Source organism: Paracoccus sp. S1E-3 (assembly GCF_013868135.1).
In the GTDB taxonomy this organism is placed as follows: Bacteria; Pseudomonadota; Alphaproteobacteria; order Rhodobacterales; family Rhodobacteraceae; genus Paracoccus.
Genome location: NZ_JACEMU010000016.1, coordinates 483,555 through 508,871, shown reverse-complemented (window position 1 = coordinate 508,871; position 25,317 = coordinate 483,555). Strand labels below are relative to the sequence as shown.

Below are 25,317 nucleotides of genomic sequence, written 5' to 3'. Positions count from 1 at the left end.
ATGAAGATCGACGATCCATCATACGCCCTTGGCCAGTTCTTCGGCGGGGTGGAGCTGGAAACCTGCACCGATCCCGGAGTTTCGCGCCCGCGGGTGAAGGCAGTGACCGTGTTTCCCCCCGCCATGCGGGTCGAGTTCCCGCGGAACCTGCGCGAGATGTTCCCCCTGGGCACAAGGTTCAAGGCGACCGTCAAGGTGTGTCAGAAGACCGTGGATGGCGAGCCCAACGGCCCGCCGTATCTGAAGGCTTACGACATTTCGGTGATCGCGGCGACCGTGCCTGACGAGGGATTGATGGCCAAGGTTCGCAAGGGCAGCATCAGTGGGCTGTCTTACGAATACCATTGGGTTACAAAGAGATAATCCGGGCTTTGTGCCGGAAGAAGGATTGAGTGCATGGCAAAGTCGACCCGCCAATATGTGTTTGAAGGCATGGAGCTTCTTCCCGAGGCTCTGATTCCCTTTGTCGAACGGCGGCTCGAGGCCTCGTTGCAGGGGCATTGGCAGATCGATGTTGCCCAGAAGGTTGGATTGCGCCCGAACGCCAACGGCCAAGTCGGGTGGGACCAGCAAGGCCTGCTCAAGGCGATGATCTCGTATTGGGGCGATGCCTTTCGCTCGGTACTCGGTCATGCTGAGCGGTCCTATGTCGGCGAATTGCTCGAGATCCGGAACAAGCTGTCGCACAACGAGACCTTCACCTATGACGATGCCGAACGCGCGCTGGACAGCATGCGGCGGCTGATGGAGGCGATCAGCGCCTCGGACGTGGCCGATCAGCTTGGGAAAATGCGCGACACGATCCTGCGCACCAAGTTCACCGAATTGCAGCGCAACGAGGAGCGTAAGAAGAGCCAGCGGTCTGACATCTCGGTCGAGACGGTGGCGGGGCTGCTGCCGTGGCGCGAGGTGGTGGAGCCGCACCGCGATGTGGCGACGGGAGAGTTTCAGCAGGCCGAGTTTGCGGCCGATCTGGCCAAGGTGCATAACGGCAGCGCGCCGTCGGAATACCGCAACCCGACCGAGTTCTTCTCGCGCACCTATCTGACCTCGGGCCTGTCGACCCTGCTGATCGGCGCGGCCAAGCGGCTGTCGGGCACCGGTGGTGATCCGGTGGTGGAGTTGCAGACCAACTTCGGCGGCGGCAAGACCCACTCGATGCTGGCGCTTTACCACATGGCGGGCGGCACGCCGGTCGAGGATTTGCCGGGACTCGACCAGCTTCTTTCACGCGAAGGGCTGACCGTGCCCGGCAAGGTAAACCGTGCCGTGCTGGTGGGCACGTCCTACGGGCCCTCGGACGCAGCTAAGCGGCAGAGAGATTATGGGCGGCCGATCCGCACAACATGGGGCGAACTGGCGTACCAACTTGGGGGCGAGGCGGGCTATGCGCTGGTGGCCGAGAACGACGTCAATGGAATCGCGCCGGGGTCAAACCTGCTGGAGGAGCTGTTCCGGCAATGCGCCCCGTCGCTGATCCTGATCGACGAGTGGGTCGCCTACCTGCGCCAGATCTACAAGGTTGAGGGGCTGCCGTCGGGGTCTTTCGACTCAAACCTGTCCTTCGTGCAGTCGCTGACCGAGGCGGTGAAAGCCAGCCCGGGCACGCTTCTGGTGGCATCGCTGCCCGCTTCGCAGATCGAGGTCGGAGGGGAAGGGGGCCAGGAGGCGCTGTCGCGCCTGAAGCAGACCTTCAGTCGGGTCGAAACCGGCTGGCGCCCGGCTGACCAGGAGGAAAGCTACGAGATCGTCCGTCGGCGGCTTTTCAAGGAGATTCCGGGCGACAAGTTCCACCACCGCGATAACACCTTGAAGCAGTTCGCGAAGATGTATCGCGATAGCCCGAACGAGTTCCCGCAGAACTGCGAGGGCGAGGATTATCGCCGGAAGCTGGAGAAGGCCTATCCGATCCACCCGGAGCTGTTCGATCAGCTCTACACCAGCTGGGGTTCGTTGGAGAAATTCCAGCGCACCCGTGGCGTGCTGCGGTTGATGGCTCAGGTGATCCACGAACTGTGGATGAACAATGACCCCTCGGTGATGATCATGCCGGGAAGCGTGTCCATCAGTTCGGCGCGCGTCGAACCGGAGTTGCTGCATTACCTTGATGTGTCGTGGCAGTCGATCATCGCAGGCGATGTCGATGGACCGAACTCGACGCCCTACCGGATCGACCAGTCAGCCCCAAACCTTAACCGCTACTCGGCCACCCGCCGTGTGGCTCGGGCGATCTTCATGGGAACCGCGCCGACCCATGGGCAAGACAATAAGGGCCTCGATGATCGCCAGATCAATCTTGGCGTGGTTCAGCCCGGTGAACGTCCTGCCATCTTCGGCGATGCCCTCCGTCGCCTCGCGAACAACGCCAGGTTCATGCATGGTGATCTCGGCCGATATTGGTATTCGATGTCCGCTAGTCTCAATCGGTTGGCGGCCGACCGGGCCGGGCAGATTGAAGAGCCGCTGGTCCTGCTGGAAATCGACAAGGCGCTGGCGACCTACATCAACGGTTTGGGCGACCGCGGGCATTTCGACACCGTGCAAGTCGCGCCCAGCACTTCTGCCGACGTTCCAGACGAAGCCGGTGGCGTTCGTGCCGTTGTGCTTGGCGTGGCCCACCCGCACACCGGTCGCGAGAATTCCGATGCCATGGCAGAGGCCAAGGATATCCTCCTTCAGCGCGGCTCCACGCCGCGGGTCTATCGGAACATGCTGGTGTTCCTTGCGGCGGAGTCACGCCAGCTCGATGGGCTGAAGGAGGCCATGCGGTCGTCCCTAGCTTGGGCAGGGATCGTCAAGGACACGGACAGGCTGAACCTTACCCAGCGCGACAGTGCGCTTGCCAAGGCTAAGGTCGCCGAGGCGGCCGAGACTGTGAAGACGCGGCTGAAAGAGACCTGGTGCTACCTCCTCTATCCAATGCAGGATAGCGCTCAGGCTGATGTCGAGTGGATTGCATCGAAGGTTCCGGCTCAGGATGGGCTTCTGTCCCGTGCCAGTAAGAAACTGGCCAGCGACGAAGGCCTGCTGCCGGAGCTTGGTCCTGCCCGCCTAGACCGCGAATTGCAAAAATACATCTGGAATGGAAAAGGCCACCTGTCGCTCAGGGATCTCTGGGAATATCTGAACCGCTACATCTACCTGCCACGGGTCAAGGATCGGAACGTTTTGATCAAGGCGGTGCGGGCAGCGGTCGGCGCGATGGTGCCTGGTCCTTTCGCCTATGCGGAACGTTGGGACGAGAAGAGCGGTCGCTATATCGGACTCGTCCTTCAGAACGCTGCGAACGCCCCGGTGGTCATCGACTCCGACAGCGTCATCGTGAAGCCAGAGGTGGCAGAAAAGCAGGCGCTCGAAACCGCAGCGGCCGCTGCCGCGCCAGCGGAACCGGCGCAGACACCGACGAAAGCTGCAGCAGAACAGACCGGCCTGAAGCCAACCGCGGCTGTTGTGCAGCCCGACCGTGACCCGACGCGGTTCATCGGGACGGTCATGATCTCCGCAGATCGGCCAGCACACGAGATGCGTCAGATAGTAGAGGCGATTATCGAGCAGCTGACTGTGCTGCCAGGCAGTGAGGTCACATTGAAGCTCGAGATCGATGCCGAAGTCCCGAATGGCCTTGACCGAAGCAAGGTGCGCACGTTGCTCGAGAACGCGAACACGCTGGGATTCATCGACAAAGTGATCAAGTGAATGGAAGCGTGACGGTCATCGACCGTCACGCGATTTCCACGGCCGCGCCTTCGGCATTGCCGCCGTCACCTCGACCTCCCGAAGCATCCCGCCTGCGATCAGCCCCTCGCGGACCCAGACCAGCGCCTGCCACCAGTCGTCATAGCCGCGCCGGGCTGCCTCGATCTGCTGCGGGTGGGGAGAGAAGGTGACCGGACATGCCAAGATGTCGACGGTTTTCCAAGTGGCGCGCGCGCCCGCTCCACGCACCCGGATGCGTTCGGTGCCCACGACGATGGCGCCTGCATGCGTGCCGTGCTGGTTCTGCTTCACGATGCTCGGCAAGCAGCGCGGGACGGCGCCTGGCATCCAGTCCGGGGTCAGCCCGGCGCGGGCCAGCTCGGCAACGCGGATCGCCATGCGCTTGCCGCCGAGGCTGTCGGGGATCCCGGTGACGGTGGCGGCGATCACCTCGGCGTCCTCGTGGGTGAAGCCGCCGATCTTGTGCTGGCCGCCGTCGATCCTGCAGCCCAGGACAGCGCGCTGGAGCAGGACGTATTCCAGCCCGAAGCCGAAGCCTTCGTCGATGACGTCCGGGGGCAGCGGCAGTTCCAGCTGCGCCTGTTCGATCCGGAATGCCCATTCCAGCGCCGCCTGCACGCCCAGCGCACGCTTGATCCTGGTACCGCTGACGCGGCCGTGGAAACTCATGGCTGCAATCCTTCAAGGAAATCCATCTGCGCCGGGCGCTGGGCCGCATCGGTCGGCCGCCAGATCCACGGGCCCGAGGCCATGGGCAGCTGCGAGAGTGCGCCACGCATGCGATGCTGCCAGAGGGTGAACTCCGTTACCGAGCAGGCGCAAAGCGCGTGCCCGATGGGCCAGCCCATCAACCATCCGACGAAGAGCGGGTTCAGCCGCCTCCGCGATCGGCCCTTCAGGATCCGCCGCGAGACGACGCGCCCATGCGAGGCAATCATCGAAGCCCAAAGTGGGCGCGAGATCGGGGCGTGCGGCAAGGACCGTCGCCCATCCTGCGAGATCGGTGGGGCAGGGCGGGTGAAGCCCTGTTCCGCCCGATAGTGCAGCAGGTCCATTCGGGACTTGCCGTCGGTGCGGGTGATGCTGGCCTCCGAACTGCCCTTCCAGTTCTGGGCCGCCGGGGTCGGCCAGTGGTTGGGCAGGGCCTTCGCAATGCCCAGCGCCAGCGCCTCGGCCTTCCGGGTGAACCGAAGGTCCGCGACAGCGAATTCGCTGTTCCCGGCCGGGTTGTAGTGGCCGGTGCCGGGGTGCAGGCTCATCGGTGTGGGCCAGGATGAAGATGCGCAGTCGTTCGTGCGGCGCGCTGACCTCTGCCGCCGAGAACAGACCCGCCGCAGGCGTGTAGCGTCGCTGAATGTCCTTGTCGGCGCTGACGAGCTTCTCTAGGCGCGACATTTCCGCGTCGAGCACGGCCTGGCACAGTTTGCTGAGGTCGGTATCGTCAGGGAAATAGGGCATGTTGGGATCGCCGGGAGCGGGTGGCACCCCCTTCAATTCGGCGATCTTGCCATCAGCCCAGTTGACATAGGAGGCAAGGTTTTCGTCGACGGAGCCCTTGTAGTCGAGGAGGAACGCCGCCCACTGTTCCTCGGACATGCCGCTGTTGGAATGTCGTGCCTGGGCCTGCCTAAGCGTTTCCGGCGCCTGGTTGCGGCGCTGATCCTTTACCTCATCCTGCAAAGCCAAGAAAGTCTGGCGCTGCGCCGTATAGCGTCGCAGCGTCGCGCGAAGCGTGTTCGCCGCGCTCGCCAATTCGGTGTGCCGCTCAGCACGCTTCTCGCTCCCGGCTGATACCAGCTTAGCGCGATCAGTCGTATATGCATCGACCAATTTCTTCTTCTGGGCGGCTTGCGATTCGTATGTCGCTGCCATCTTCTCTTTTTCTAGCTCGGTGCTGATGCGGTCGGATATCTGGGTGACGGCATCGGCCTCTCGCTCGCGCGCCAGCCGATGCCGAGTGGCACGGTGATCCAGCAACTCGTCGAAATCGAGTGCGCCGTCGCGTTCGTGATCGGGGTGGGCCTCGAAGATTACTCGTTCGATCTCGCGCAGAAGACCGTCCGTCAGCCCGCTGGAAGAACAAAGCTCCTCGACGAATTGCTGAGACAGATAGCGGACCCGCTCATATGCGAATGGGCCGTTGGCGTCGAAGCCATCAAGCGAGCGCTCGACGGGCTCGCCTGCCGCCCAAGATACCTTGACCTTGCTGTTGCTGAGCAGCGGCCGCGCCCGCACCAAGAATGATGGGTTTGCCCATTCGTTCGCGTTCCACGCCTCCTCCGTGATCGAGTCGCACCCGGCGGCGATCATATCTGCCAGAGCAGTTTTGCCCGAACCGCGAGCGCCGATGATGGCGACCAATCCGGGATTAAGTGGAATAATCGGTGTTTCGGCCCATTCCGCATTCAGGATTTCCACCTGCGAAATGACTTGCGAGGGCGTGGCGGCAGCCGGCGGCTCGGCACCGACATGAGCGCGTCCCTGCGGATCGATACATGCTTGGCGAAGCGCATCGAATTCAAGCGCGCCTTTGATCCAAGAGAAACGGTTGCCGAACGGACTGGCGACGTCCTCAAGCTTATGGGCGTCACTTCCATGCAGACATGGCTTCAGCCCACCGTAGTGGGAGCGGATCTCGGCGGGGCTTAGTTGGCGTTGGCCCAGCCAGAACTCGCGCTGAGCGGCGCTGCTCGCGAAGATGACGTGGGCAAAGGTCTCGATTTCGCGGCGGATAGTCTGGTCCGCAGCCTCACGGACGCCGGACGTGCCGTCGTTCGCACCACCAGCCACCGCAATTAAGATGTTCTTTTTCGCCCAAGCGCTCTCACTAAATACCTCACGCAGTTTTTGAAAATTCACCTTGAACTGATTGGCACCATAGGCGAGCGCCGCGCCATCGTCGGTAATTTTTGGGTCTGCTGCCTTGCCGAGCCTGATGAGGTCGGCTCGCGTGCAGTCGAACCGATCCTGCATGACGTTGAACTGAAGGCGCGAAAGCAGGCGCTGTAATTCTTCAACGTGTCCCGGATCTTCAGGACTGACAAACAGGTGCAGGTTCACGAAGCCGCCTCTGGCGGTCGCAACATCTAGTCTCAACTCTACGTTGAGGAAGATCAGCTTTACGTCTGGCAGCCGCCCTGCGGCCTTGTGGCGCAGCACTTCCTCGTAAGTGTCCGTGACATAGTAGTCGGTCACGGCAATTGCCTCGATGGTCGGCGTCGCCTTCTCCAGCGCGCCGAGATAGTCTTCCCACGCTGTTGGTCCGGTGAACTGGTCGTTCATCGTGGTGCCGGGCGCATGAATATGCGGCTCCCAGCGCCGCCATTCCGAGCCCCGGTTCATTTTCACATCAACAGTCAAACACAATCCCTTGGCGCACCCTGCAAACCATTCCAAGTGCATTCGGCACCCGTTCTAGGATAATGCCTCGACTGCCCGCCTATTACCATATCTGACATTTAAGGCACTCCAACTCAGATGCGATGAGATTTCGAGCCTCACCCCAGTTTCGGTATAGATTAATCCCCTGGTTCAGGTTGCGATTTGAGCGGAGCAGAGTTTGTCGAATGATCGAGGCCTTGCGTGCCCGAGGCATGTGAGAATGGGCATGATCTATGCTATGGTTGCATGCTTCTAGGTGCACAATTGTGCCCATTTCCGGGCGTGACAGCCTGCACCTCCCTATGCGACCATCCTCGTGCAGCGAAATTCTACCGCTTTTTGACATCGTTAATCCCGTGCCGCGCCGGGCGGAACAGAGCCCACCCGGCCGATGTTCACACCGCTTCACACATCCGCGCCTGCGCCCGCATCACCGCGTAATCCGCCATCATCCCGACCAGCGCGGAATCGTCGGGCAGCGCCTCCAGGTCCACCGCCGCCCGGACCCGCATCGCCTGATCGTAAGCGATCACCGGCGGGCAGACCGCGCCACCCGGATCAGTATCGCCCGTCGCGCAGGCGCTCAGCGAGATCGTCGCGATCACGAGGGCGGGTGCTGGCTGCTTCCAGCATGCGGCGTTGAATATCATTCTGGCGCTCCATCTGTTTCAGACGTTTGGCGTGACGGCCGGCGGTTTCACCGGCGCGCCGCAGGTTGAGGAGGAAAAGAAGGACCGCGCCGGTCAGCGCGATCCCGATGGCCAGACGCCGCGCCCAGCGCGACGCCATCAGCGCAACGAGGGCGCCCATCACCGCTGCCCCCGGTTCCAGTCGTCGATCCGGGCCCAGACGGTCAGGCCGATCCCCGCCAGCGCCAGGGCGATGAAGGCCCAGCGTAGGGTATCCAGGTACGGGATCAGCGGCTGGATGGCCGATTGCGCATCGCTCAGTGTGTCCTGCGCGATCTCGATGCCCGCGGCGCCGACGGTTGCCAGTCCTACAGCGCTGCTGCCCTTCATGGTCCGGCTGTCGGCTAGGTGTTCCCGCGCGGGCGGTTGGTCCTCAGCGAAGGGGATGGCGCGGGCCGGGAAGGGCACGCCCCAGCGCCGGGCGGGCCCAAGATCGATATGCATGAAGCCGGAACGAGGATAGGTGCCGAAGCCCATGAACCCTTCCGCCCGCGCGGCTTTCTCGAAGGCCGCCGGATCGTGATTGGCCATGGAGATGTCGAAGGCCGTGCCCTCCAGATGCTTGGAGCGCTTCGCCCCTCGCACCCGGGCATTATGTTCCGGGCTGCGATAGGCGGAATTCACGATCAGCGGCTTGCCAAGCCGCGTGCGCAGCGCCTGCAGCCGGTCGAGGGCTTGCTCGTGGATCAGGATCGATCCGGTGCCGCGACAGGCGATCTCGGCGGGCGAGAAGTTGGGCCAGTGCCAGATGTCTTTCGGCACGTCGCGCCAATGGCGGTAGAAACGGGTGGTCATGAGGATCCTCCGAACGTGAAAAAAAGCCCGCCGGAATGGCGGGCCGTGGGGTGATGGGATTGGGGTGCGCTTGATGGTGATGAACGCCGCGTCGCGCGTCAGCCGCCGTCGCCGAAGAGTTTCAGCTTCAGGGCAATCCCGGCCAGCAGGGTCAGGATCAGGCCAGCGGTCAGCATGCGAATGATTGTCTGGGCGGCGGTCCGGCGCATCAGGCGGATGCCTTCCAGGAGCGCCCGCAGGTCACGGATATCGAGGGCGGCTTCCCTGCCGTCGAGCCCGGCATCGGCCAGCGCTCGACGCGCGCCTTCCTGTGCTGCCCGGGCGAGCAGTTCTTCAAACTCGCTCTCGCTCATCTGCAGCAAGTCATCGAGTCTTTTGGGTGTCATCCGATCTTCGCTCCCCAGAATGTTGTGTGGTCGGCCGCGAAATACCCATCCGCCGCCCGGAACGTGCCCTGCAATGCGACCGTGTCGCCCGCGTCGAGGCTGGCCATTGTCTGCAGCCAGAGGGCCGTCGCCTCGGACGCATGCGCGTTGGAAATCTCGCCAAACGAGCCACGGATTTCCGTGGAACCATTGAGGACCAGACGCCCGCGCATCCGGGCGCTGGTATTGGCATTTATCTTGTAGAGAAGCGATGCTCCGAAGAGATAGGTGCCGGCGACCGGCGCCACAAAACGGTTGGTGTCTGCGTCGAAGCAATCCTGATCATTGTACTCGGTCACGTTGATGCCGAGCGTGGTCCAGCTGTCGGTGGCGACGTAATTGTCGTAATTGGTGTACGCCTTGAAGCGCGGCAGGTTCGGCTGGTCCACGATGCCCGTCGCCGGATCGACGCCCAGCGCGTCGCGGAAATTGCTTCCATCCGGCGACACAGCAATCCGTAGCTGATCCGATCCGAACATCCCGATGAGGGCCCGGGTGGAAAACCCGGTCTGCAGGATCAGCCCGGCATCGTCCGTACCCGTTTCCCGGTTCAGGATCTGGGTCAGATCGCCGCTGCCGCCATCGGCGGCGTAGAGGGCTGTCCAAAGGGCGCTGTTCAGCTTGGCCGAGAAGGGCGAACCGGCGCTGGCCGACATGCCGATCCCGAGCCGAGTGAGATCGTCGAGGGCGGTCGGGATCACCGGCTGCCAGCCCGCGCCATGCCGGACCAGCAGCGCGGCCTCATCCTCGATCCATGCCCGCCAGCCCTCGCGCGGCGGCAGGCGCAGCCAGGCGCCTTCGGTCCAGAGGGCGACGTTCAGATCCCAGCCCGCCCAGCCGCCGGTTGCGCCGGAGGCGACGATGTAGCGATCACCATCCGCCGGACCTGCCGGTGGTGCGGTCACTGCCCGGCTCTTCACCGAGAGCTGCACCAGCCCGTCCAGCAGACGCAGGGCGTCGTTATGGGTGACGTGTTTCTGGGCCTGCGCTGCCATCAGATATGGCAGCAGCAGGTTCGTCGTGCTGTCGGACATGCGGATGTCTTTCGTTTGGATCAGAGATAAAGCGTGGTCGTTCGGACGGTGCCACGCCCGATACGGGCAGAGAGCTGGCAGATGCGGAGCGTCAGACTGTCGCCCGGACCCAGCAGAGCCCCGAAATCCGCCACCTGATCCGCGCTGCGATAGGTGACAGACGTGGTACTGGCCTCAAGACTGCGCCGGACCGAGACCCCATCGATGATCTCAACCAGCCAGTCCTCGCGTTCCTCCGCCAGCGGCACCTCCATCCCCTGCCAACTGTCGGCGGCGAGATCGCGCGACCGCCGCGTCCAGCGGATCGTCAGATCGCCAGGGCTATGCGGGCGGCGCCACGGCTGGGCGACATGAACCGGCGCAAACGGCCGCAGCCCAGCGCCTTCGGGTGTGAAACTGACAGCTGCGAAGGTCTCGTTGCTGACCGGATGGCGGGCGGGACCGATGCGCCAGTTGAAAGGATTGCCGAGATCGGCTTCCGGGATCGGCAGCGGGGTCAGGGCCTCGTTCAGCAGGACCACCCGCGCTCCGGTCGGGGTGGGATTGCCCATGGCCTGTTCCGTGCCGCGCTGGCCGCGCAACAGCCGGGTCAGGCGATAGCGCCCCGGCGCGATCAGTTCTGCATGGCCCGCCTGGACAACCTCCCAGCGCCCTGGCGCGGATTCCACCGCCAGCGCATTGGCGCCACCGAAGAGGGCCAGATCACTGACGCTGTCCAGCTGACCGCTGGCGAGATCGAGGATCAGGACATTGCCCATGTCAAACCGCGATGGCGGTCCGGGCCAAAGGTCAGATGCAAGCCGCCCGAGATTGGCCCGGCGGCGCACCGTGGTCAGCAGTTCGAACCCGTCACTGCCGGGGCTGCGATACACGGCCAGCGCGCCGGGCCATGGTGTTGCCGTGGCCGCGATCAGAGGCTGATGCGCGGGAACGTCGTCCCGCAACTGTGGCAGATCGAGCAGGATGACTTCCGGCGGCCCGAATGTCACCGCGCGGGGCAGTGTTGCCGGGCGTTCGGCGCCGGGCGGCAGGTCATAGGCCTTGCGGTCCTGCCGCACCGCCTCAATGCCGCGCGCCTCGGCATCAGAGATGGCCGTCAGCCGGAACTGTTGTGTGCGCCCGTCATGGTCCAGCGCGATGACATCGGTCGGGTCGAGCGCCAGTTTCGAGGGCGGCAGACGAAACACCGCGCTTTCGCGACCCGCCCAGGCTTCCTGCAATGCCCGGCGGCAGCGTCGTTCGGCCTCTTCCGGCGGCACCGCCATCGGAAAGCTCTCGGACGCGATGCGGCTGGTGTCCACGGTAATGCGCGCGGCCTCGACCAACGCCGCGTCATAGTCTTCGTCGGCGCGGCCCACTTGCCATTTTAGCGCCTGCGGCAGTTCGGTTTCTTGGGCCCTGGTCAGTTCAAACGCCTCGCCACCCGTATTGCCTGCGACCAGATCGTCATGGGTGATAGTGGCAACCGGTGCCCGACCGCGCATCACAAATCGGATGACACCCTCGCTTTCGACGGCATCGAAGCCGAAATGCCGCGCCAGCGTGGTGATCGAGGCGCGCGGGCTTTCCAGCGCGGTGATGGCATAGCCCTCGGCCGAGCCCCAGAGGCCGGAAACGTCGATGCGGGCTTCCGGCAGTCCGGCACGCAGGTAGAGATGACGGACGAGGGCGGCGAGTGAGACCGCGCCCAGCCGCCCGGTCAGCCAATGCCCGAGCCGCCAGTTCGCGCCATCGGTCCAGACATCGCCCAGTGCCGGAAAGAAAGGATAGGGCCGGGCATCCCAGGTCCAGGCGGCACATTCGGAAACCTCGACCATGCGACCGGCATATTCCATCGAGACCGGATTGTTCGCTGCCTTGCCCCAGAACAGGTATGTCGCCTCGAGATAAGCGCGCTGGATCGCGTCGTCGCGCCAGCCGCGCGAGAAATACGGCACGAAGCTTTCCGAGGACTTGGGGTCGTAGAAGACATTTGGCTGATTGGTGCCGCGGTCGATGGCCGGGCAGCCGAGTTCGGTGAAGCGGATCGGCTTTGACTTTGGCAACCACGCGGTCGGTGTTGCGGATTCCACCCGGCCCGGACGGTCGTAATGGCGGTTCGACCACCACGACCGCAGATCTTTGGGTCGGAACACCCAAGGCTTGCCATGGGCACCGTCGGTGATCGGCGTTCGGACCTGCGCGGCCCGATCCGCGTCAGACGCGTAGAACCAGTCAAACCCTTCGGCGCCATGGATATTGGACTGCAGATAGGCCCGGTCATGGATGGCGGGCCAGCCCTCTTGCGCGTCCAGATGATCGAAGCCATCGCGCCAGTCGGACAGCGGCAGGTAATTGTCGATGCCGATGAAGTCGATGTTCTGGTCGGCCCAGAGCGGGTCCAGATGGAAATGGACATCCCCGCTGCCGTCGCCCGGCTGATGTCCGAAATATTCCGACCAGTCGGCGGCATAGCTGATCTTTGTGCCGGGCCCGAGAATGGTGCGGACATCGGCGGCCAGCGTGCGGAGGGCCGCGACGGCCGGATAGGTATTCGCTCCCGCGCGGATCGTGGTCAGCCCGCGCATCTCGGAGCCGATCAGGAACGCATCGACGCCGCCCGCCGCTGCGGAGAGATGGGCGTAATGCAGCGCCATGCGGCGCAGTCCGTGGTCGGACGGATCGCCGGTCCACCGGACCCCGTCGCCCGTGACGGCGAAATCGCCGACATTGGCGGTACCGAAAAACGCTGCGACCTGATCTGCAGCCGCATCTGTCTTGTCGACGCTGCCTGCCTGACCGGCGGCGGGCGAACAGGTGATCCGTCCGCGCCATGGGAAAGCGGGCTGGCCGGAGCTGGCGGCATGGTCCGAATAGGGGTCAGGAAGGGTGTTGCCCGGTGGCACATCCATCAGAATGAAGGGATAGAAGGTGACGCGCAGCCCGCGCGCCTTCATCTCCCGGATCGCCTGCACCACCGCGAAATCCGCAGGCGTGCCGCCATAGACCGGGCGATCCTCGGAATCGCGGCTGACGAGATGCGCCTCATCGCGGCTCATGCCGCTGACCGACCAGAGGCGCGGGGTGCTGGCCTTCTCGGCCACCTCCACGCCGGGCCGGATGCTGCAATACCCGCAGCGCAGATCATTGCCGAACCAGGCGACGACCAGACTGACGCTTTCCACCTTCGGAACCATGGCCTGCAGCCGGTCAAGCGCCACGATCATGTCGGCACTGCCGGGTGCGGCGTTCAGGTTCTCGGCCGATGTCGTGCCATTGCCGCCCTTGCGCACCGGTTCCGTCGCATAGGTGAACTCGCCCGAAGCCGGGATCAGGGTGACGGCACGGGTCAGGCCTTCGGCCGTGTCCGGATCGGCCAACGGCCGGAACACCTCGAATGAGAGCTGCGGCAGCCGGTTGCCGTAATCACTCAGCGGCAGATCCTCGAAGACGACATAGGCCGTTCCGCGAAAGGCAGGTGTTTGGTCCGCGCCCATGGTGGCGGCGATGAAGAGGTCCGGTTCCTGCGTCTCGCTGCCTGGATACCAACGCCAGGTGATTCCCGAGGTATCGACCGGCTTGCCATCCGCCCAGACGCGACCAATGCCGGTGATCTCGCCTTCACACAAGGCGACCGCAAAGGAGGCGTAATAGAGATATTCCGTGGTCTCGACCTTCGGCCCGCCGCCTTTACCGCCGCCCTGACGGCTGGTGCGGGCCTCCGCGCGAAAATCCGTGGCCCAGACGATATTCCCGCCCATTCGCATTCGCCCGAAGACGCGCGGGATGACCGCGCCTTCGGTCGAGGCAGTGATGCGCAGATTGTCGAGCCGGGCGCCCTCGATCCGCTGGGCCGGAGCGAGGGAGGAGACGATCCAGCTGTCGACGGCCGCGCCGATGGTGGAACCGATCATGCCGCCGATGGCGGCGCCGGAAAAGCCGAGGATCGCGCCCCCGAAGCCGCCGCCAATCGTGGCGCCGACCGAGGCGAGAACTAAAGTTGCCATGATGAAAAGGCCTCAGGGTGCAGGGAAAAGAAAGGCGAAACCGATGCGACGGCTCCAGGCTTGCGTCAGAGGTTCTTCGATCATGCCCAGCCGCTCATAGGCGTGGATGAAGCGGTCCGATGCTGTGAGAATGCCGACATGTTTGGCAATGGCGCCGGGGCGCATGCGGAACAGGACCAGCGCGCCAGGACTGGCATCCGCGACCGGCATCTCGATCATCATCCGCCGTGCGCCGTCTGCCAAGACTTCGCGGCAACCCGTCTCGCCCCAGTCGCGGCTATAGGGCGGGATAGGAAAGGGCTCATCGCCCACGACTTCCCGCCAGACACCGCGCGCCAGCCCGAGACAATCGCAGCCGACGCCCCGGAGGCTCGCCTGATCGTGATAGGGCGTTCCAAGCCAGCCGCGGGCAGCGGCGATGACGCGGTCCGGATCGGCGGCGGTTTGTACCCGGGTCACAGCACGCCGCCATCATGCCCACCGTCCGATGAGGCATAGCGCAGGATGGTGTCCTGGCCGGGGATGTGCGGAAATCCACGGAAGTTGACGACATTCCCGAATTTTGCGCCGCAGGTGGCGATGCGCTTGTCGCAGCCCGCCTGGATGGTGAAACTGTTGCCTGCGCCGATGGGACGGATGGGCGCTTCCAGCAGCGTCAGCAGCGCAATGCCATCGCTGCGACCATGGGCCAGCACCTCAGCGCGGCGACCGGCATTGGGCCCGGAGGTCCAGTCCAGCGTGCCAAAGCGGAACCAGCCGGGCGCGAAACTTCCAAGGCCGGAGGCAGTGAACGCCCGGTCTCGTAGCCTGTCGATGACGGTCCCCGCGCCGCGAAACGCCGGATCCTCCAGATCGACCCCGCAGCGGTCATCGCCCAGCGCGGCATCGCAGCTCGCCTGAAAACTCCGCCCGACGGTCTGACCGAGAGTATGCGACATCGACCGGATCTCGGCTACGAAGGCGTGTCGCCCGCGCCGAATCTGCCCGATGGCGCCGCGCCGCATCAGCACCCGCTGCACGGGGCTGACCCAGTTGACCCGCCAGAGCTCGACCTCGGCATTGTCCCAGCGACCGTCCAGAATATCGGCCTCGGTGATCCGGTCCGAGCGCAGCGCGCCAGCCGCATCCTGTGCATCGACCGAGAGATCGGCGCCGGAGCGGATCTCGCTGGCGGTCAATCCGCTTTCCGGCTCGAACTCGGTGCCGTCGAAAGCCAGCGCCCGGTCGTGATCGGTGAAGCCGAAAGCCAGACCGTCGGCGCGGGTGATGCGCCAGCACCAGGCGAACGTCGTGGTGCCGCTGTCGAGATGCGCCTGCAGCGTAGGGGAAATCTGCTTCATCGCCGGATCTCCAGCAGCGGAATGGAGGTGATGGAGCCCAGCCGTTCGATATCCAGCGTCACGTCCAGCACATCGCTGTCGAAGCGGACCGGAACGTCGAATTCGAACCCGGCGGTGATGGCGATGCCGTCGGATGGAGCGGTCTCGAAGCTGACGACGCCGGATTTGTGATCGACCGACCAGCCGCTGGATTGTGGTACACCGTTCAAGGCGATCTGGACCGTGCTCGCGACCGGCTTGGCGATGGTCCGCGACCAGCTTTGCCCGCCCGAAGCATAGCGCTTCACCAGCTGAAAACTGGTCGTCACGCCATCACCCGCGCCGATCTGCTGATCGGTCGGCGATGGGACCTGCGAAGGCAGGCAGGACCGATGATCGGCCCAGTCCTTGAAGCGAAAACCATAGAGCCGACCGTTCCGCGCCTCGAAAAACGCCACGACCGCCGCCAGATCGTCGGCGCGGCGGATGCCGTAGCTCACGTCGTAGCGCCGTCGACTGTTGGCCCAGCTTGCATTGCGTTCTTCATCGCCCGAGGCCAGTTCGACGATCTGGGTGCGCCGCTCAGGTCCGCCCCGCGCCCCGCGGCTGATAGTGTCCGGAAACCGGACCTCGTGAAATGCCATCTTGCGCCTTCCTTTCTTCGGGGTTCTGTCAGAGGCCGCGCCGCCCGAGCGAGACAGCGCGGGCGATATCGGCGGCGATCTGGGTGCGGGACTGCCGAAAACTTTCTGCGTCGCGGGCGTTGATGTTGACCGTGACGCCCTTGCCGTAATCCTGCGCCTCGCGGCGGGACAGCACGCGCTCACCGCGCTGGAGGATCGCGGGCACCTCGTCATGGCGCAGTCCGACCATGCCGCCGCTATGCATTCGCGGCGCCCCGGCAAAGGCCAGCGCCGGAACCATGCGCGAGGGCGAACCCGCGCCAACCATGCCGCCTGTATGCATGATGCTGGCGAATATCCCGCCGGCCCCACCCAGCGCGCCCGAAAGCGCATTGGCAATCGGACCCAGCAGGAAGCGCCGGGCGGCCAGCTTCGAGAGATCGGCCAGCAGCGAAGTGACCAGATCCCGAAAGTCCAGTTTGCCGGTCTTCACGAAATCCCCGACCGCGTTCTCGGCGCTCTGGAATGCGCCGACCAGCGCCTGGCCGATATCGACGCCGATATCCTTTGCCTTCTTCGCATAATCCGACAGAGCTTCGGTGACGGCCTTCCAGCCGGTGGCCGTCGCCTCAGTCGCAGGCTTCGCTTCCTCCGCTGCCGCTTTCCCTGCCGCCCCGGCTTCTTTGGCGGCCGCCCCTGCGCCGTTGGCAGCCGTTTCCACCCCGCCCAGCGCATCCTCGTAGCGCCCGGCCGCTTCAGTCGCCACCTCCAGCGCCGCGCCACCGGCGTCATCCTCGCCACCCGACATCGCTGCGCGCAGCGCCTCCATGGCCGCACCGACCCCGTCGAAGGCCGAGGCCCGGCTGGAACTGGCCCGGTCACGATAGCGGCCCGCCATATGGGCGGAATTGCTGGCCGAATGCTCCAGCATCGAGGCCCGGCCCAGCGCCTCGAAGACATCGATCCGGGTATCCGATCCGATTTCTTCGGCCACCTTGTTGAAGGTGGGCGCGATCATCCCCAGAAAATCTGCCCATTTCCCGGCCAGAAACGCCATGAGCCGGGTCCAGATCGCCTCGATCTCCGCCTGCATGGCCCGGAAATCGTCGGCGAAGGACATGGCCGTGACCTTGATGCCCTCCCAGACTGCCTTCGCGACATCGCCCATCAGCGCCATGGCATTGCCAAAGCCGCCCGCGCCCTTGACCAGATTCGTGAACAGATAGACCAGCTCGCCTGCCCCGACAATCAGGGCACCGATGCCGGTGCGGATCAGCGCCCCGCGCAGGACGACCAGTGTCGTGGCGAGACCTCGGACCGACAGCGCCGCCGCAGCGAGACCTGCCACCCAGCGCCCGGCCATGAAACCGGCGAAGGTTGCGGCGTAGGTCGAGAGGCGTCCGATCTGGTCGAAGAGCCCGGAGATCGCCATGCCGAGCGGTCCGGTCCGGCTGGCCAGCGCCGCCATGGCATCGGCCACGGCTTCCAGCGCGGGTGCTGCGGCCACGGCCAGCTGGTTCGACAGACCCCGCCAGACCAGCCCCAGCCGCGAGCTGGCGTCATTCGTCCGCTCGATCCGGTCGGCATCCTGTTCGGAGACCACGACCCCGAAGGCCCGGACGTCCTCGGTTGCCTGGCGCAGGGTGGCGGTGTCGATACGCGACATGGCTATGGAGCCTTCCTCGCCGAAAAGCTGCCCTGCCGCGGCCGCACGCTGCACGACCGGGACGAAGGCCTCGATGGCGGCATTGATCGCCCCGACGCGCTGATCCAGCGGCAGGGCCAGCAACTCGCCTGCCGTCAGGCCCAAACGCGCCAGCGCATCGGCGGCCGGACCACCGCCCGCCGCTGCCTGGCTGAGCCGCCGGGTCAGATCCTTGGTCGCCTGTTCGATGCCGGACATCGACACGCCCGCCAGTTCGCCTGCCCGTTCCAGCGTCTGGATCGAGGCGACCGTGGTGCCCAGTGATTGCGCCAGCTTCGCCTGCGCATCCACCGTTTGCAGCCCCGACCGGACCATGGCAATGCCAGCGGCTGTCGCGGCGGCGACCGCAGCGGCTGCCGCGATCCCGACCTTGCGGGTGAACCCGGCCATGCGGGCATTTGCGGCCTCCATCTCGCGCGAGAGCCGCCCGAAACCGCGCGATCCCGCCTCACCGACGCCTTCGAGCTCGGCGCGCACCTGCCGCCCGCCCACCGCCGCGAGGCGGACGCTGACGCGTTTCTCGACCATCTCATCTTTCCATCTGTTCGTTCATCTTCCGCACCATCACCGCTTCGATGATGGGCAGCAGTTCGGCGGCGGCCGGGGCCGGAATGCCCAGCGCCGCCGCCAGACCCAGCGCAGCACTCAGATCCCAGCCGATCACCGCGCCCGGTAGCACCCGCAACTGCCCGCCAAGGCGCCCGATTAGATCCCAGATCTGCCAGCCCTCGAAGGTCAGCGGCTGGTTTTGCCGTGCCGGGCAGTCTTCGCAGCTTTGCGTGCAGGCCGCGCAATAGCTATCGCCCCCGCCGAAGCACCAGTCGGCAAGGGCGCGGAGACGTTTTTTTCCTGCTCCAGCAGCAGGCCCTTGGAGACATAGACCAGCTGGAACGCCTCGAAGATTGGCCAGATGTCTAGGAGCGCGTCTATGGCCTCCGGGCCGGGATCGATCACCTTGCCCTCGGCATCGCCGACGCCTTCCCAGTCCAAAACCGCGCGGCGGGCCAGTGCCTTGGCGAAGATCAGCGCCCGTTCCTCATCGCTGGTCGCATCTGGGACCGCCTCGACATTCGGATCGCTGCGGGTGGCGACCATCAGCGCGGTGGTCAGCGGGCGCAGCTGCACCCGGACGCCGGACACCAGATCGTGCCAACGGGGTTCATTGCTCAGGTCCAAGGTCAGCATCAGTATTCCTCGCGGTCGTTGATCAGGGTGGCGGTGCACATGCGGCCCAGCGCGCTGTCGCGTGCGGCCTGCCAGTCGAACGTCGCCTGCACACCCTGCGGCCCGGAAATCTCGATCCGGGGGCGGGGCAGATAGACTGAATGGACGGTGAAGGTGAAGCTCTCGCCCGAGGGCAGGGCGTAGGAGAAGTCCAGCTCGCAGGGATCGCCATCCATGGCCTGAGTCACCAGCGTGGTGTCGGCGAAGCGGACCTCAATCGATCCGGTCAGCGCAGCGATGGACGGGTCGGCGCCATCGATGCGGCCATCGGCTCGGATGGTCTCGATCCGGTCGAGATTATTGGCATAGCTGATCTGGGCCGAGACGACATTGCCCAGCGCCGTGCGGTTGCGGGTGATCGACCCGTTGAAATGGCCGAAGCGCTTCAGGTCGATGGGTGCGGGTGTTCCGACATTACTGACGATCCCGATGGTCTCGCCCTGAGCGACCAGCCGCGCGGTCGCGGTCAGCAGCCCCGAGCGCTGCATCTGCCAGTTGAGCTGGTCCAGCACGCATCCGGAATAGATCGCATGGCGCGGCACCTCGGGCATACCGGTCTCGATCGAGAGGCTGGGCAGCGACCACGCACCTGACTGGAACTCATGTGTCCACGGCCCGGTGCCGGTGGTGACCGGGTCGCCGAACGCCGCCTTCAGCCAGAAGCCAAAGGCCTCGGCGTCAATCGGCACCACGACATCGCCATCGGCCGTCACCGCATCCTTGATCGGCGCCAGCGGATCGCGGCCATAGCCCAGAAGTTCGGAGTTCAGAAGCGGCTGTTCTGCCCCGAGCGTGGTGCTGGCAAAGGGCATCTTTGTGAAACCGCCTGCTGGCGGCGTGCCATAGACGGTCTCGAACGCCAGCGCCATCTGCGCCCGCGCCCCCAGGGCTCGTGCCATCGTGTTCTCCTCGATTTTTTGGGTGATTCAGCCGAGCGGGTCGGCGGTGGTGTAATGCAGGATGACCGGAATGATCGCCGCCTTGAGGCTCGCCGCGCCCTCGACGGGAAGATCGACCGGACGTGGCGCCTCGGGTTCGATCCAGTCGCAGAGCCCGCCCAGCGTGCGGTCAGCGGCGATTGCTGTTCCAATGCTGGCGCAGAGGGCGTCGAAGGCGGCGTCACGGTCGGTGCCCTGAACCACCGCCTCGATCTCGGCGCGGTGCTGATAGTGATAGGCGACCGGCGATAGCGTGACCTCGGGTTCGCCCGGTTCGCCGTCGCGCAGGATCAGCAGGCCATCGGGAGGCACGCGTTCAGGCGGGAGGTCGCTGCGCAGGGCGCTAGAAGACAGCGTGGACAGGCGCGCGTGCAGCCCGGTCAGGACGGTTTCGCGGGTGGTGGGCATAAGAAGGGCACTTTCTTATAAGGTGCGTTGTTGGCTCGCCGTAATCGTCGGTCACAACACCATCGTTCAATCCAAGTGAGGTTCAGCATGATCCCGGACTACCTGTCGCAGTTCCCGATACCAGCGAACCTCTTGCCCCTGAAGTTGCTCCAATTGCTGCAACCCGTCGATTCCGACCCAAGCCGAAAGGTTGAGGTCACATCTCACTACGATTTTGATCAGTTCGGTCCGCGCCGCGAATATTGCCACATGCTGATGGCGCTTTCGCCGCAGCCAACAATTCACCTTCAGGATATTTCCTCCGAGGCCGGAGAAGGGGTGGTCGAGTATTCGACTCCAGATGTCCGCGCAATGGGCGGTCTGTCTGATTTTGTGCCATCCGTTTCCGGTCTCGACTATGTCGTGGCGTCTTGGGGGGATGGCTCTTTCTACACCTATAACCTCGCTGAAAAGGTGTGGATGGCGCTAGGACTGTCGCCTCGTTGTATAGGCGGCGACCCCGCCGACGGGGGACGGCAGAAGATCATTTTTGATGACCTGTCATTGCCAGAATTCGGCGTGGTCGAGGGCGAAATCTCGACGCAACATTACTTCTCGGTTTCTCGAAACGTGTCTTGGCAGATGTCCAACGAGCATCTCAGGCGCTATCTCTGGATGCGAGGGTGCCATGGGGTTCGTGTCTTTTACTACGAAGCGGCGGTCGCGGACTGCGAGGCGTTGCGCGCGCTGATGAATGGCGAAACGTCGGTTGAGTTCAAACCCGATCCGGGTTGGTTCGAGCTTTGCATCCGGGAGTATGAGGGGCAGCTGCTGCTTCAGCTTTGGGCGACCGTCACCGCCGTAACGCCTGAACTGTGCCGAGACAAAAGTGCTGATGGTCTTCTGTGGCCCGGCGATGCGGAACCGATGACCCGTAATCGGGCCAGACAAATTAGGTACCCGGGGGAATCTGTTTTTCTCGATGATCGATTTCTCAAGAGATATGAACAGAACCATTTCTTCAACTCCACGCCGTTCCGATCAGGATCGGTCTGGCGATGCAGCCCGTCATATCAAGGGCAATGGGCCTTCCGTGATTGTATCCGCGTTGGCCGTAATTTGATCAGGGTGCCGATGCGTGAACTCTACAAAGGGCTTCCGGACCGGGAAATCATACACGCGCACTCACACGCACTGGCTCAGGCCAAAGTTGCTGAATTTGACCTGGGCGAGGAGCACATCGTAGAAAAAACCCAGCGCTATCTGGACGTTCTGCTCGAACTTGGTGACATGCTGGAAGAACTGGGACGTGCCGTTGGGCGCGATGAATCTGCCCCCGACATCGTGAAGTTTGACCGACAGGAGCTGAAGAACGAAGGCTGGACCGGTTATCCGGAACTTTGCCGTCTGGCACAGGTCGCGCCATTGGACATGTCAGAGCAGGAATTTCTTTCGCGATGCAAGAATATCCACGAAATCGCGCAGCGCGTCCCCAACGGCTTCCTGCGTTCTTTAATCAAGTCTGCGGGCCATGACGGCAAAGACATCAAAGAGTTTGCAGGCCTGAGGCTGCTTCAGGCGATGACCAACATTCTTGAGCGCTTGAACGCCGACGGGGAGCAGATCGACGCTTTTGGCGCCGGGACGATACCAGAAGATCTGACTGTCAGAAATTGTGCCATGGCAGCATTGTTCCTGAATAACGACCTTAGGATTGCCGACGCACATGACGCTGGTGGGGTACTGGTCGCGCTCGAGCGCCTTGATTTCGACGTGGCAGCCCTGAACGAAGGCTACGGGCGAGCGCTTGATCATGTCCTCGATGCTGTCGTAGCCAGTTTTGCACATCTAAATTCGCAGCTTCGCCAGTTTCTCGAACGGTGAGCTCAGGAATCGAAACTGATCGACAATCAAATCTGGTTGAGCTTGGTGCTCTTCATTGGGATCTCGAACATTGCACCGCCGCCGACCAGTTCTGCCTGTTTCTCGATCGTCTCCCAAAGCGCCATCAGCCGCTCCATCTGCTTGGTCAGTTTTGCCTTCTGCAGTCCAGATGCAAAGAAGAAGCCGACCAGCTTGGATCCTTTAAATGCCTGTTGTTCGGCCTTGTTCTTTGCAATCCTTCGATCTGCAGAGATGATGATCCAATGACCCTCTGAATGCAGTGCGGCAATCCATTCGGTATCCTTTACCGCCGGACCAAACCGCTGCCTCAGATGAATGATTTCGTGCTTTCCGGCGAAAAGGGCTGCAAGCGCCTTCGCCATGGCCGGGGGGAGGTTTTCATCAACCATCACCTTCAAGCGGCCAACAGCTCCTCATGGAACCTGACAGCATCCTGTACGACGGACTTGTCGACTTCATACAATTCCGCGACGCGAGCGACGGAGCCCTCGGCTTTTACGGCCTCTGCCAGCACGATGGTTGGCACGCCAGAAGCTGCAGCCACCGGTTGACCGAAGGATCGGGTCGGATCGACAACGATACTGTCCTTGCCGCGATACGGCCGCCATCGCGCGACTATATCGCCTTCCAGGTCCAGATCCTTGAAGCTCTGCTCGACCACCTGCTTGAAAACGTATTGCTTTTCCTTGAGGTCAAGCAATTTAGGCTCGCCTGAAGCTTCGAGACTTTCCAGAAAGATGGTCCTGCCATCAGTCCGGAAACGGCCGGACGAAAACGGCCGGTCAGTTTCGATGCATTGCCGGGCATAGTCCAGGCAGTTCCGAACAGCCTTCAGTCCGATTCCCTTTTCAAGGAAAGCTCTCACGAAACGGAGTTCGATCAGATCGCGAAAACTCAGCTCGATATCATCGTCGAGCTTGGGAATGTCCGGGGTCCAGAGTGGCGGCACATGCCGGATTTCGTCATCTCGCTTGTAGTCATAGCCACCCAACCACCGCCGCAAGTTCCGCGGTGGTGCCTTCAGAAGCTTCGCTGCGTCGGCCACAGAATAAAGGCCGACCCCGACGAATTCATGGATGGGCGTCTGTTGGTTCATTATCCCAGTATGTAGCGACGCTGACGCTGGACGCAACAGGAATGCTGGCTGAGAATTGTCCTGCCAAATTGCCGCGGCGACGGATTTTGGCTTGGTTGTGCTCCTTCAACGCTTTTCCACCCACTTCCCGACGATCCTCCCCGGCACGCCATCCGCCGCCCGTTCCGCATCCCGTGCAAGATCCAGCCGCTTCGGCAGCCTGACCTGCGGCACCAGCAGGAAGATCGGCACGGTGGCGCGCCCGCGCCCGGTTTTCGAGCGTGATGCCACCGCGCGACCCTTGGTATTCAGCCGCCCCTCGGCGACCAGCAGGCTCGGCCCGCGCCTGCGATAGACGTAGCGCAGCCGCAGCCCGGTGCGTCTCTCCCATTCGCCAGGCGTGATGCGTCCGCCGCGCAGGGATTTTCCGGCAGCTTCCGTGGGGATCGCCAGCCAGAAGCCGTCCTTGGACCGGATCAGCGGCCCGGCATTGTGGGCGCCGATGATGACCGGGGCCTTGGACCAGACCAGCGCGGTGGCGTTGAGGCTGTCTCCCGCCTTCGGATAGGTGGCGTTGCGGATCGAATTCGCCAGCCGCCGCCCCAATCCGGCCCCGGTGATCTGGCCGCGCCATGCGGTCTTGAGGCCCGCGCCAGCCTCGCGCATGGCACCGGTCACGGCTTTCTCGCCTGCCTTGATCTCGGCCTGCATCATGGCGACGAGATCCGGATCAATGTCGAGCTTCAGCTTCACGCGGGCACCAGCTCTACGGTCCAGACCAGCCGGTCGCGGTCCCGGATTGGCTCGCCCTGGACGGAAAAACTGTCGGCGCCGATGACGATCAGATCGCCCGGCCGTGGGTCGGGGAGATCGTTGATCCGGATATCGGCGGTCAGGGTCTCGGACAGGATGCGCGCCGATCCGAACTCGGTGATCCGGTCCGGGGCGCGGCGGATGAGGCGGATCGGGCGTTCCTCCGATGTCCCGCCCGCGATCCAGACGGCGGAGATGCCCCTATCGGGATGCGCGAAGATGCGATCCATGGCGGCACTGAAGGCGTTCATGGCCGGTCAGTTCGATGTGTGCAGCCGGATCGCGAGACGCGGGCGCTTGTTGACCGGCAGGATCGAGGCCTCGGTCATCAGATCGATCCAGCGTCCCTTCGGGTCGAGATGCTGGCGGGCATAGAGCGGCAGACCGATAGTATTCGCCGTTTCCAGCAGGTTGGCAGGCCCGCCATAGGTGGTGAAGGTGTCCATGGTCCCGGTCGGGAAGGCGATGCCCTCATTGGCTGGGACGAGACGTTCCGATGCCTTGGTCGAGAGCGTCACCGCGCCTGCATATTCCTCGAAGAGGATGCCCGCGAAGGGGAAGTTGCGACGGACATCCTGCCGCAGCGGTTGGGCCCCGGTGGCAGCATAGAATTTATAGGCCTCTTCCGTTTTGGGGTGCGAGATCAGCTTGTCGAAGAATTCGCGGCTGACGAGCGCGTGGACCCCCGACATGCTTTCGCCCAACAGATTGTCCTCGACCGCCCGCAGCACCTCGCGGACCTTGCCCTGAACGTTCGTGCCAGCGGTGCCGAGGACGAAATCGACGCTGATCTGCGCGATGCCGAATTCGGTGAAATAGTTGTAGAGGGTGGTCCCGGCGCCGTCCTTCACGATGCCGCGCAGCGCGTTCATCTCCATATATTCGCGGGTCTGGGCATGTTTGCGGCGCATCAGGGTCAGTTTGCGGGTCATGACCGCGACCAGCGGATCGGCTTCGTCTCCGGCGCCGATGGCCGGAACGCCCTGAATATCGGCAGGCAGGATCACATCGTCATGCGGGATCCAGGGGAGCGCAAAACTGCGCATGGCGCGGCCCTCGCGCGAACCTACCGTGGCCGGACCGCCCAGCGGCACCGAGGGCAGGAGGTTCAGGACGCCCTCGATCTGTTCGATGATGACGCTGCGCTGGCTGACCCCCTCGAAGCGGAAGAGGCCCAGTTCGCCGAGGCGGGTGTAGAGGTTCGGCAGGATATTGATGGCCTGCGTCATCTCGGCCAGCGAGTAGCCGCCGGCATCGAAGGGATTGCGGATGATGGTCATGGGGAAACCTTGTCGAGAAGG

At 63.8% G+C, this 25,317-nt stretch carries 24 protein-coding genes and 1 pseudogene; 3 read left to right on the top strand and 22 right to left on the bottom strand.

Annotation, left to right across the window (positions count from 1 at the left end; translation table 11 throughout):
- Both H1S04_RS17040 and H1S04_RS17035 read left to right on the top strand, forming a co-directional pair.
- Entirely contained in the window at positions 1 to 363 is a 363-nt protein-coding gene (locus H1S04_RS17040) for a hypothetical protein (RefSeq protein ID WP_181746702.1), read from the top strand.
- Between the two features lie 33 nt (positions 364 to 396).
- A complete protein-coding gene (locus H1S04_RS17035; RefSeq protein WP_181746701.1) occupies positions 397 to 3,696 on the top strand; it encodes a DUF499 domain-containing protein in 3,300 nt (1,099 codons plus the stop codon).
- Between the two features lie 15 nt (positions 3,697 to 3,711).
- On the opposite strand, the gene H1S04_RS17030 is transcribed toward H1S04_RS17035, so the two are convergent.
- From H1S04_RS17030 to H1S04_RS16955, 17 genes and pseudogenes are all read right to left on the bottom strand, one after another.
- Positions 3,712 to 4,386 (bottom strand): hypothetical protein, encoded by a 675-nt coding sequence (locus tag H1S04_RS17030; RefSeq protein WP_181746700.1) that lies wholly within the window; start codon positions 4,384 to 4,386, stop codon positions 3,712 to 3,714.
- Positions 4,383 to 4,976, bottom strand: a complete 594-nt coding sequence (locus H1S04_RS19000) for a DNA methyltransferase (protein ID WP_370521542.1) — start codon at positions 4,974 to 4,976, stop codon at positions 4,383 to 4,385. Before H1S04_RS19000 ends, H1S04_RS17030 begins: the two co-directional genes overlap by 4 nt.
- A gap of 112 nt (positions 4,977 to 5,088) precedes the next feature.
- Positions 5,089 to 7,059: pseudogene (locus tag H1S04_RS17025) on the bottom strand (TrlF family AAA-like ATPase); the annotation flags it as partial.
- Between the two features lie 434 nt (positions 7,060 to 7,493).
- Positions 7,494 to 7,703, bottom strand: a complete 210-nt coding sequence (locus H1S04_RS17020) for a hypothetical protein (RefSeq protein WP_298947599.1) — start codon at positions 7,701 to 7,703, stop codon at positions 7,494 to 7,496.
- On the bottom strand, positions 7,657 to 7,908 hold the full coding sequence (locus tag H1S04_RS17015) for a hypothetical protein (protein WP_181746745.1): 252 nt from the start codon (positions 7,906 to 7,908) through the stop codon (positions 7,657 to 7,659). The genes H1S04_RS17020 and H1S04_RS17015 overlap by 47 nt, the downstream gene beginning before the upstream one ends.
- Positions 7,908 to 8,582 carry a D-Ala-D-Ala carboxypeptidase family metallohydrolase gene (locus H1S04_RS17010; RefSeq protein WP_181746698.1) on the bottom strand — a complete coding sequence of 225 codons (675 nt, stop codon included), beginning with the start codon at positions 8,580 to 8,582 and terminating at the stop codon, positions 7,908 to 7,910. The genes H1S04_RS17015 and H1S04_RS17010 overlap by 1 nt, the downstream gene beginning before the upstream one ends.
- A gap of 98 nt (positions 8,583 to 8,680) precedes the next feature.
- The gene (locus H1S04_RS17005) at positions 8,681 to 8,935 is read right to left on the bottom strand and encodes a DUF6127 family protein (protein ID WP_220185266.1); all 255 of its coding nucleotides are present in this window, start codon (positions 8,933 to 8,935) and stop codon (positions 8,681 to 8,683) included.
- Positions 8,936 to 8,964: 29 nt separating this feature from the next.
- Positions 8,965 to 10,041 (bottom strand): DUF2793 domain-containing protein, encoded by a 1,077-nt coding sequence (locus H1S04_RS17000; RefSeq protein WP_181746696.1) that lies wholly within the window; start codon positions 10,039 to 10,041, stop codon positions 8,965 to 8,967.
- A 20-nt stretch (positions 10,042 to 10,061) separates the two neighbouring features.
- The gene (locus H1S04_RS16995; RefSeq protein ID WP_181746695.1) at positions 10,062 to 14,027 is read right to left on the bottom strand and encodes a glycoside hydrolase TIM-barrel-like domain-containing protein; all 3,966 of its coding nucleotides are present in this window, start codon (positions 14,025 to 14,027) and stop codon (positions 10,062 to 10,064) included.
- A gap of 12 nt (positions 14,028 to 14,039) precedes the next feature.
- Positions 14,040 to 14,486 carry an NlpC/P60 family protein gene (locus H1S04_RS16990; protein WP_181746694.1) on the bottom strand — a complete coding sequence of 149 codons (447 nt, stop codon included), beginning with the start codon at positions 14,484 to 14,486 and terminating at the stop codon, positions 14,040 to 14,042.
- Positions 14,483 to 15,367, bottom strand: a complete 885-nt coding sequence (locus tag H1S04_RS16985; protein WP_181746693.1) for a DUF2163 domain-containing protein — start codon at positions 15,365 to 15,367, stop codon at positions 14,483 to 14,485. The genes H1S04_RS16990 and H1S04_RS16985 overlap by 4 nt, the downstream gene beginning before the upstream one ends.
- Positions 15,364 to 15,990, bottom strand: a complete 627-nt coding sequence (locus H1S04_RS16980) for a DUF2460 domain-containing protein (protein ID WP_181746692.1) — start codon at positions 15,988 to 15,990, stop codon at positions 15,364 to 15,366. Before H1S04_RS16980 ends, H1S04_RS16985 begins: the two co-directional genes overlap by 4 nt.
- A 28-nt stretch (positions 15,991 to 16,018) precedes the next feature.
- On the bottom strand, positions 16,019 to 18,202 hold the full coding sequence (locus tag H1S04_RS16975) for a phage tail tape measure C-terminal domain-containing protein (RefSeq protein ID WP_181746691.1): 2,184 nt from the start codon (positions 18,200 to 18,202) through the stop codon (positions 16,019 to 16,021).
- A gap of 1 nt (position 18,203) precedes the next feature.
- The gene (locus H1S04_RS16970; RefSeq protein ID WP_255435665.1) at positions 18,204 to 18,359 is read right to left on the bottom strand and encodes a hypothetical protein; all 156 of its coding nucleotides are present in this window, start codon (positions 18,357 to 18,359) and stop codon (positions 18,204 to 18,206) included.
- Between the two features lie 50 nt (positions 18,360 to 18,409).
- On the bottom strand, positions 18,410 to 18,859 hold the full coding sequence (locus H1S04_RS16965; RefSeq protein ID WP_181746690.1) for a hypothetical protein: 450 nt from the start codon (positions 18,857 to 18,859) through the stop codon (positions 18,410 to 18,412).
- The gene (locus H1S04_RS16960) at positions 18,859 to 19,797 is read right to left on the bottom strand and encodes a phage tail tube protein (protein WP_181746689.1); all 939 of its coding nucleotides are present in this window, start codon (positions 19,795 to 19,797) and stop codon (positions 18,859 to 18,861) included. The genes H1S04_RS16965 and H1S04_RS16960 overlap by 1 nt, the downstream gene beginning before the upstream one ends.
- 27 nt (positions 19,798 to 19,824) lie before the next feature.
- Positions 19,825 to 20,244, bottom strand: coding sequence for an acyl-CoA transferase (locus H1S04_RS16955; RefSeq protein ID WP_181746688.1), 420 nt, complete (start codon positions 20,242 to 20,244; stop codon positions 19,825 to 19,827).
- A gap of 87 nt (positions 20,245 to 20,331) precedes the next feature.
- Here H1S04_RS16955 and H1S04_RS16950 point away from each other — a divergent pair, with 87 nt between their 5' ends.
- Entirely contained in the window at positions 20,332 to 22,107 is a 1,776-nt protein-coding gene (locus tag H1S04_RS16950) for a hypothetical protein (protein WP_181746687.1), read from the top strand.
- A 26-nt stretch (positions 22,108 to 22,133) separates the two neighbouring features.
- On the opposite strand, the gene H1S04_RS16945 is transcribed toward H1S04_RS16950, so the two are convergent.
- The 5 genes from H1S04_RS16945 to H1S04_RS16925 all read right to left on the bottom strand — a co-directional run bounded on the left by H1S04_RS16945 (position 22,134) and on the right by H1S04_RS16925 (position 25,296).
- Entirely contained in the window at positions 22,134 to 22,517 is a 384-nt protein-coding gene (locus H1S04_RS16945) for a hypothetical protein (RefSeq protein ID WP_255435664.1), read from the bottom strand.
- Positions 22,518 to 22,522: 5 nt separating this feature from the next.
- Positions 22,523 to 23,224 carry a hypothetical protein gene (locus H1S04_RS16940; protein WP_181746685.1) on the bottom strand — a complete coding sequence of 234 codons (702 nt, stop codon included), beginning with the start codon at positions 23,222 to 23,224 and terminating at the stop codon, positions 22,523 to 22,525.
- Between the two features lie 105 nt (positions 23,225 to 23,329).
- Positions 23,330 to 23,956, bottom strand: a complete 627-nt coding sequence (locus H1S04_RS16935) for a DUF6441 family protein (protein WP_181746684.1) — start codon at positions 23,954 to 23,956, stop codon at positions 23,330 to 23,332.
- Complete coding sequence (locus H1S04_RS16930; protein ID WP_181746683.1) at positions 23,953 to 24,267, bottom strand: hypothetical protein; 315 nt, start codon at positions 24,265 to 24,267, stop codon at positions 23,953 to 23,955. Before H1S04_RS16930 ends, H1S04_RS16935 begins: the two co-directional genes overlap by 4 nt.
- A 6-nt stretch (positions 24,268 to 24,273) precedes the next feature.
- Positions 24,274 to 25,296, bottom strand: a complete 1,023-nt coding sequence (locus tag H1S04_RS16925; protein ID WP_181746682.1) for a major capsid protein — start codon at positions 25,294 to 25,296, stop codon at positions 24,274 to 24,276.
- Positions 25,297 to 25,317: the final 21 nt, after the last annotated feature.

Excerpts from the sequence above, each read along its gene's own strand:
- H1S04_RS17040 (WP_181746702.1), top strand. The coding sequence starts at position 1 with ATGAAGATCGACGATCCATCATACGCCCTTGGCCAGTTCTTCGGCGGG.
- H1S04_RS17035 (WP_181746701.1), top strand. The coding sequence starts at position 397 with ATGGCAAAGTCGACCCGCCAATATGTGTTTGAAGGCATGGAGCTTCTT.
- H1S04_RS17030 (WP_181746700.1), bottom strand. The coding sequence starts at position 4,386 with ATGAGTTTCCACGGCCGCGTCAGCGGTACCAGGATCAAGCGTGCGCTG.
- H1S04_RS19000 (WP_370521542.1), bottom strand. The coding sequence starts at position 4,976 with ATGAGCCTGCACCCCGGCACCGGCCACTACAACCCGGCCGGGAACAGC.
- H1S04_RS17015 (WP_181746745.1), bottom strand. The coding sequence starts at position 7,908 with ATGGGCGCCCTCGTTGCGCTGATGGCGTCGCGCTGGGCGCGGCGTCTG.
- H1S04_RS17010 (WP_181746698.1), bottom strand. The coding sequence starts at position 8,582 with ATGACCACCCGTTTCTACCGCCATTGGCGCGACGTGCCGAAAGACATC.
- H1S04_RS17005 (WP_220185266.1), bottom strand. The coding sequence starts at position 8,935 with ATGAGCGAGAGCGAGTTTGAAGAACTGCTCGCCCGGGCAGCACAGGAA.
- H1S04_RS17000 (WP_181746696.1), bottom strand. The coding sequence starts at position 10,041 with ATGTCCGACAGCACGACGAACCTGCTGCTGCCATATCTGATGGCAGCG.
- H1S04_RS16995 (WP_181746695.1), bottom strand. The coding sequence starts at position 14,027 with ATGGCAACTTTAGTTCTCGCCTCGGTCGGCGCCACGATTGGCGGCGGC.
- H1S04_RS16985 (WP_181746693.1), bottom strand. The coding sequence starts at position 15,367 with ATGAAGCAGATTTCCCCTACGCTGCAGGCGCATCTCGACAGCGGCACC.
- H1S04_RS16980 (WP_181746692.1), bottom strand. The coding sequence starts at position 15,990 with ATGGCATTTCACGAGGTCCGGTTTCCGGACACTATCAGCCGCGGGGCG.
- H1S04_RS16975 (WP_181746691.1), bottom strand. The coding sequence starts at position 18,202 with ATGGTCGAGAAACGCGTCAGCGTCCGCCTCGCGGCGGTGGGCGGGCGG.
- H1S04_RS16965 (WP_181746690.1), bottom strand. The coding sequence starts at position 18,859 with ATGCTGACCTTGGACCTGAGCAATGAACCCCGTTGGCACGATCTGGTG.
- H1S04_RS16960 (WP_181746689.1), bottom strand. The coding sequence starts at position 19,797 with ATGGCACGAGCCCTGGGGGCGCGGGCGCAGATGGCGCTGGCGTTCGAG.
- H1S04_RS16955 (WP_181746688.1), bottom strand. The coding sequence starts at position 20,244 with ATGCCCACCACCCGCGAAACCGTCCTGACCGGGCTGCACGCGCGCCTG.
- H1S04_RS16950 (WP_181746687.1), top strand. The coding sequence starts at position 20,332 with ATGATCCCGGACTACCTGTCGCAGTTCCCGATACCAGCGAACCTCTTG.
- H1S04_RS16945 (WP_255435664.1), bottom strand. The coding sequence starts at position 22,517 with ATGGTTGATGAAAACCTCCCCCCGGCCATGGCGAAGGCGCTTGCAGCC.
- H1S04_RS16940 (WP_181746685.1), bottom strand. The coding sequence starts at position 23,224 with ATGAACCAACAGACGCCCATCCATGAATTCGTCGGGGTCGGCCTTTAT.
- H1S04_RS16930 (WP_181746683.1), bottom strand. The coding sequence starts at position 24,267 with ATGAACGCCTTCAGTGCCGCCATGGATCGCATCTTCGCGCATCCCGAT.
- H1S04_RS16925 (WP_181746682.1), bottom strand. The coding sequence starts at position 25,296 with ATGACCATCATCCGCAATCCCTTCGATGCCGGCGGCTACTCGCTGGCC.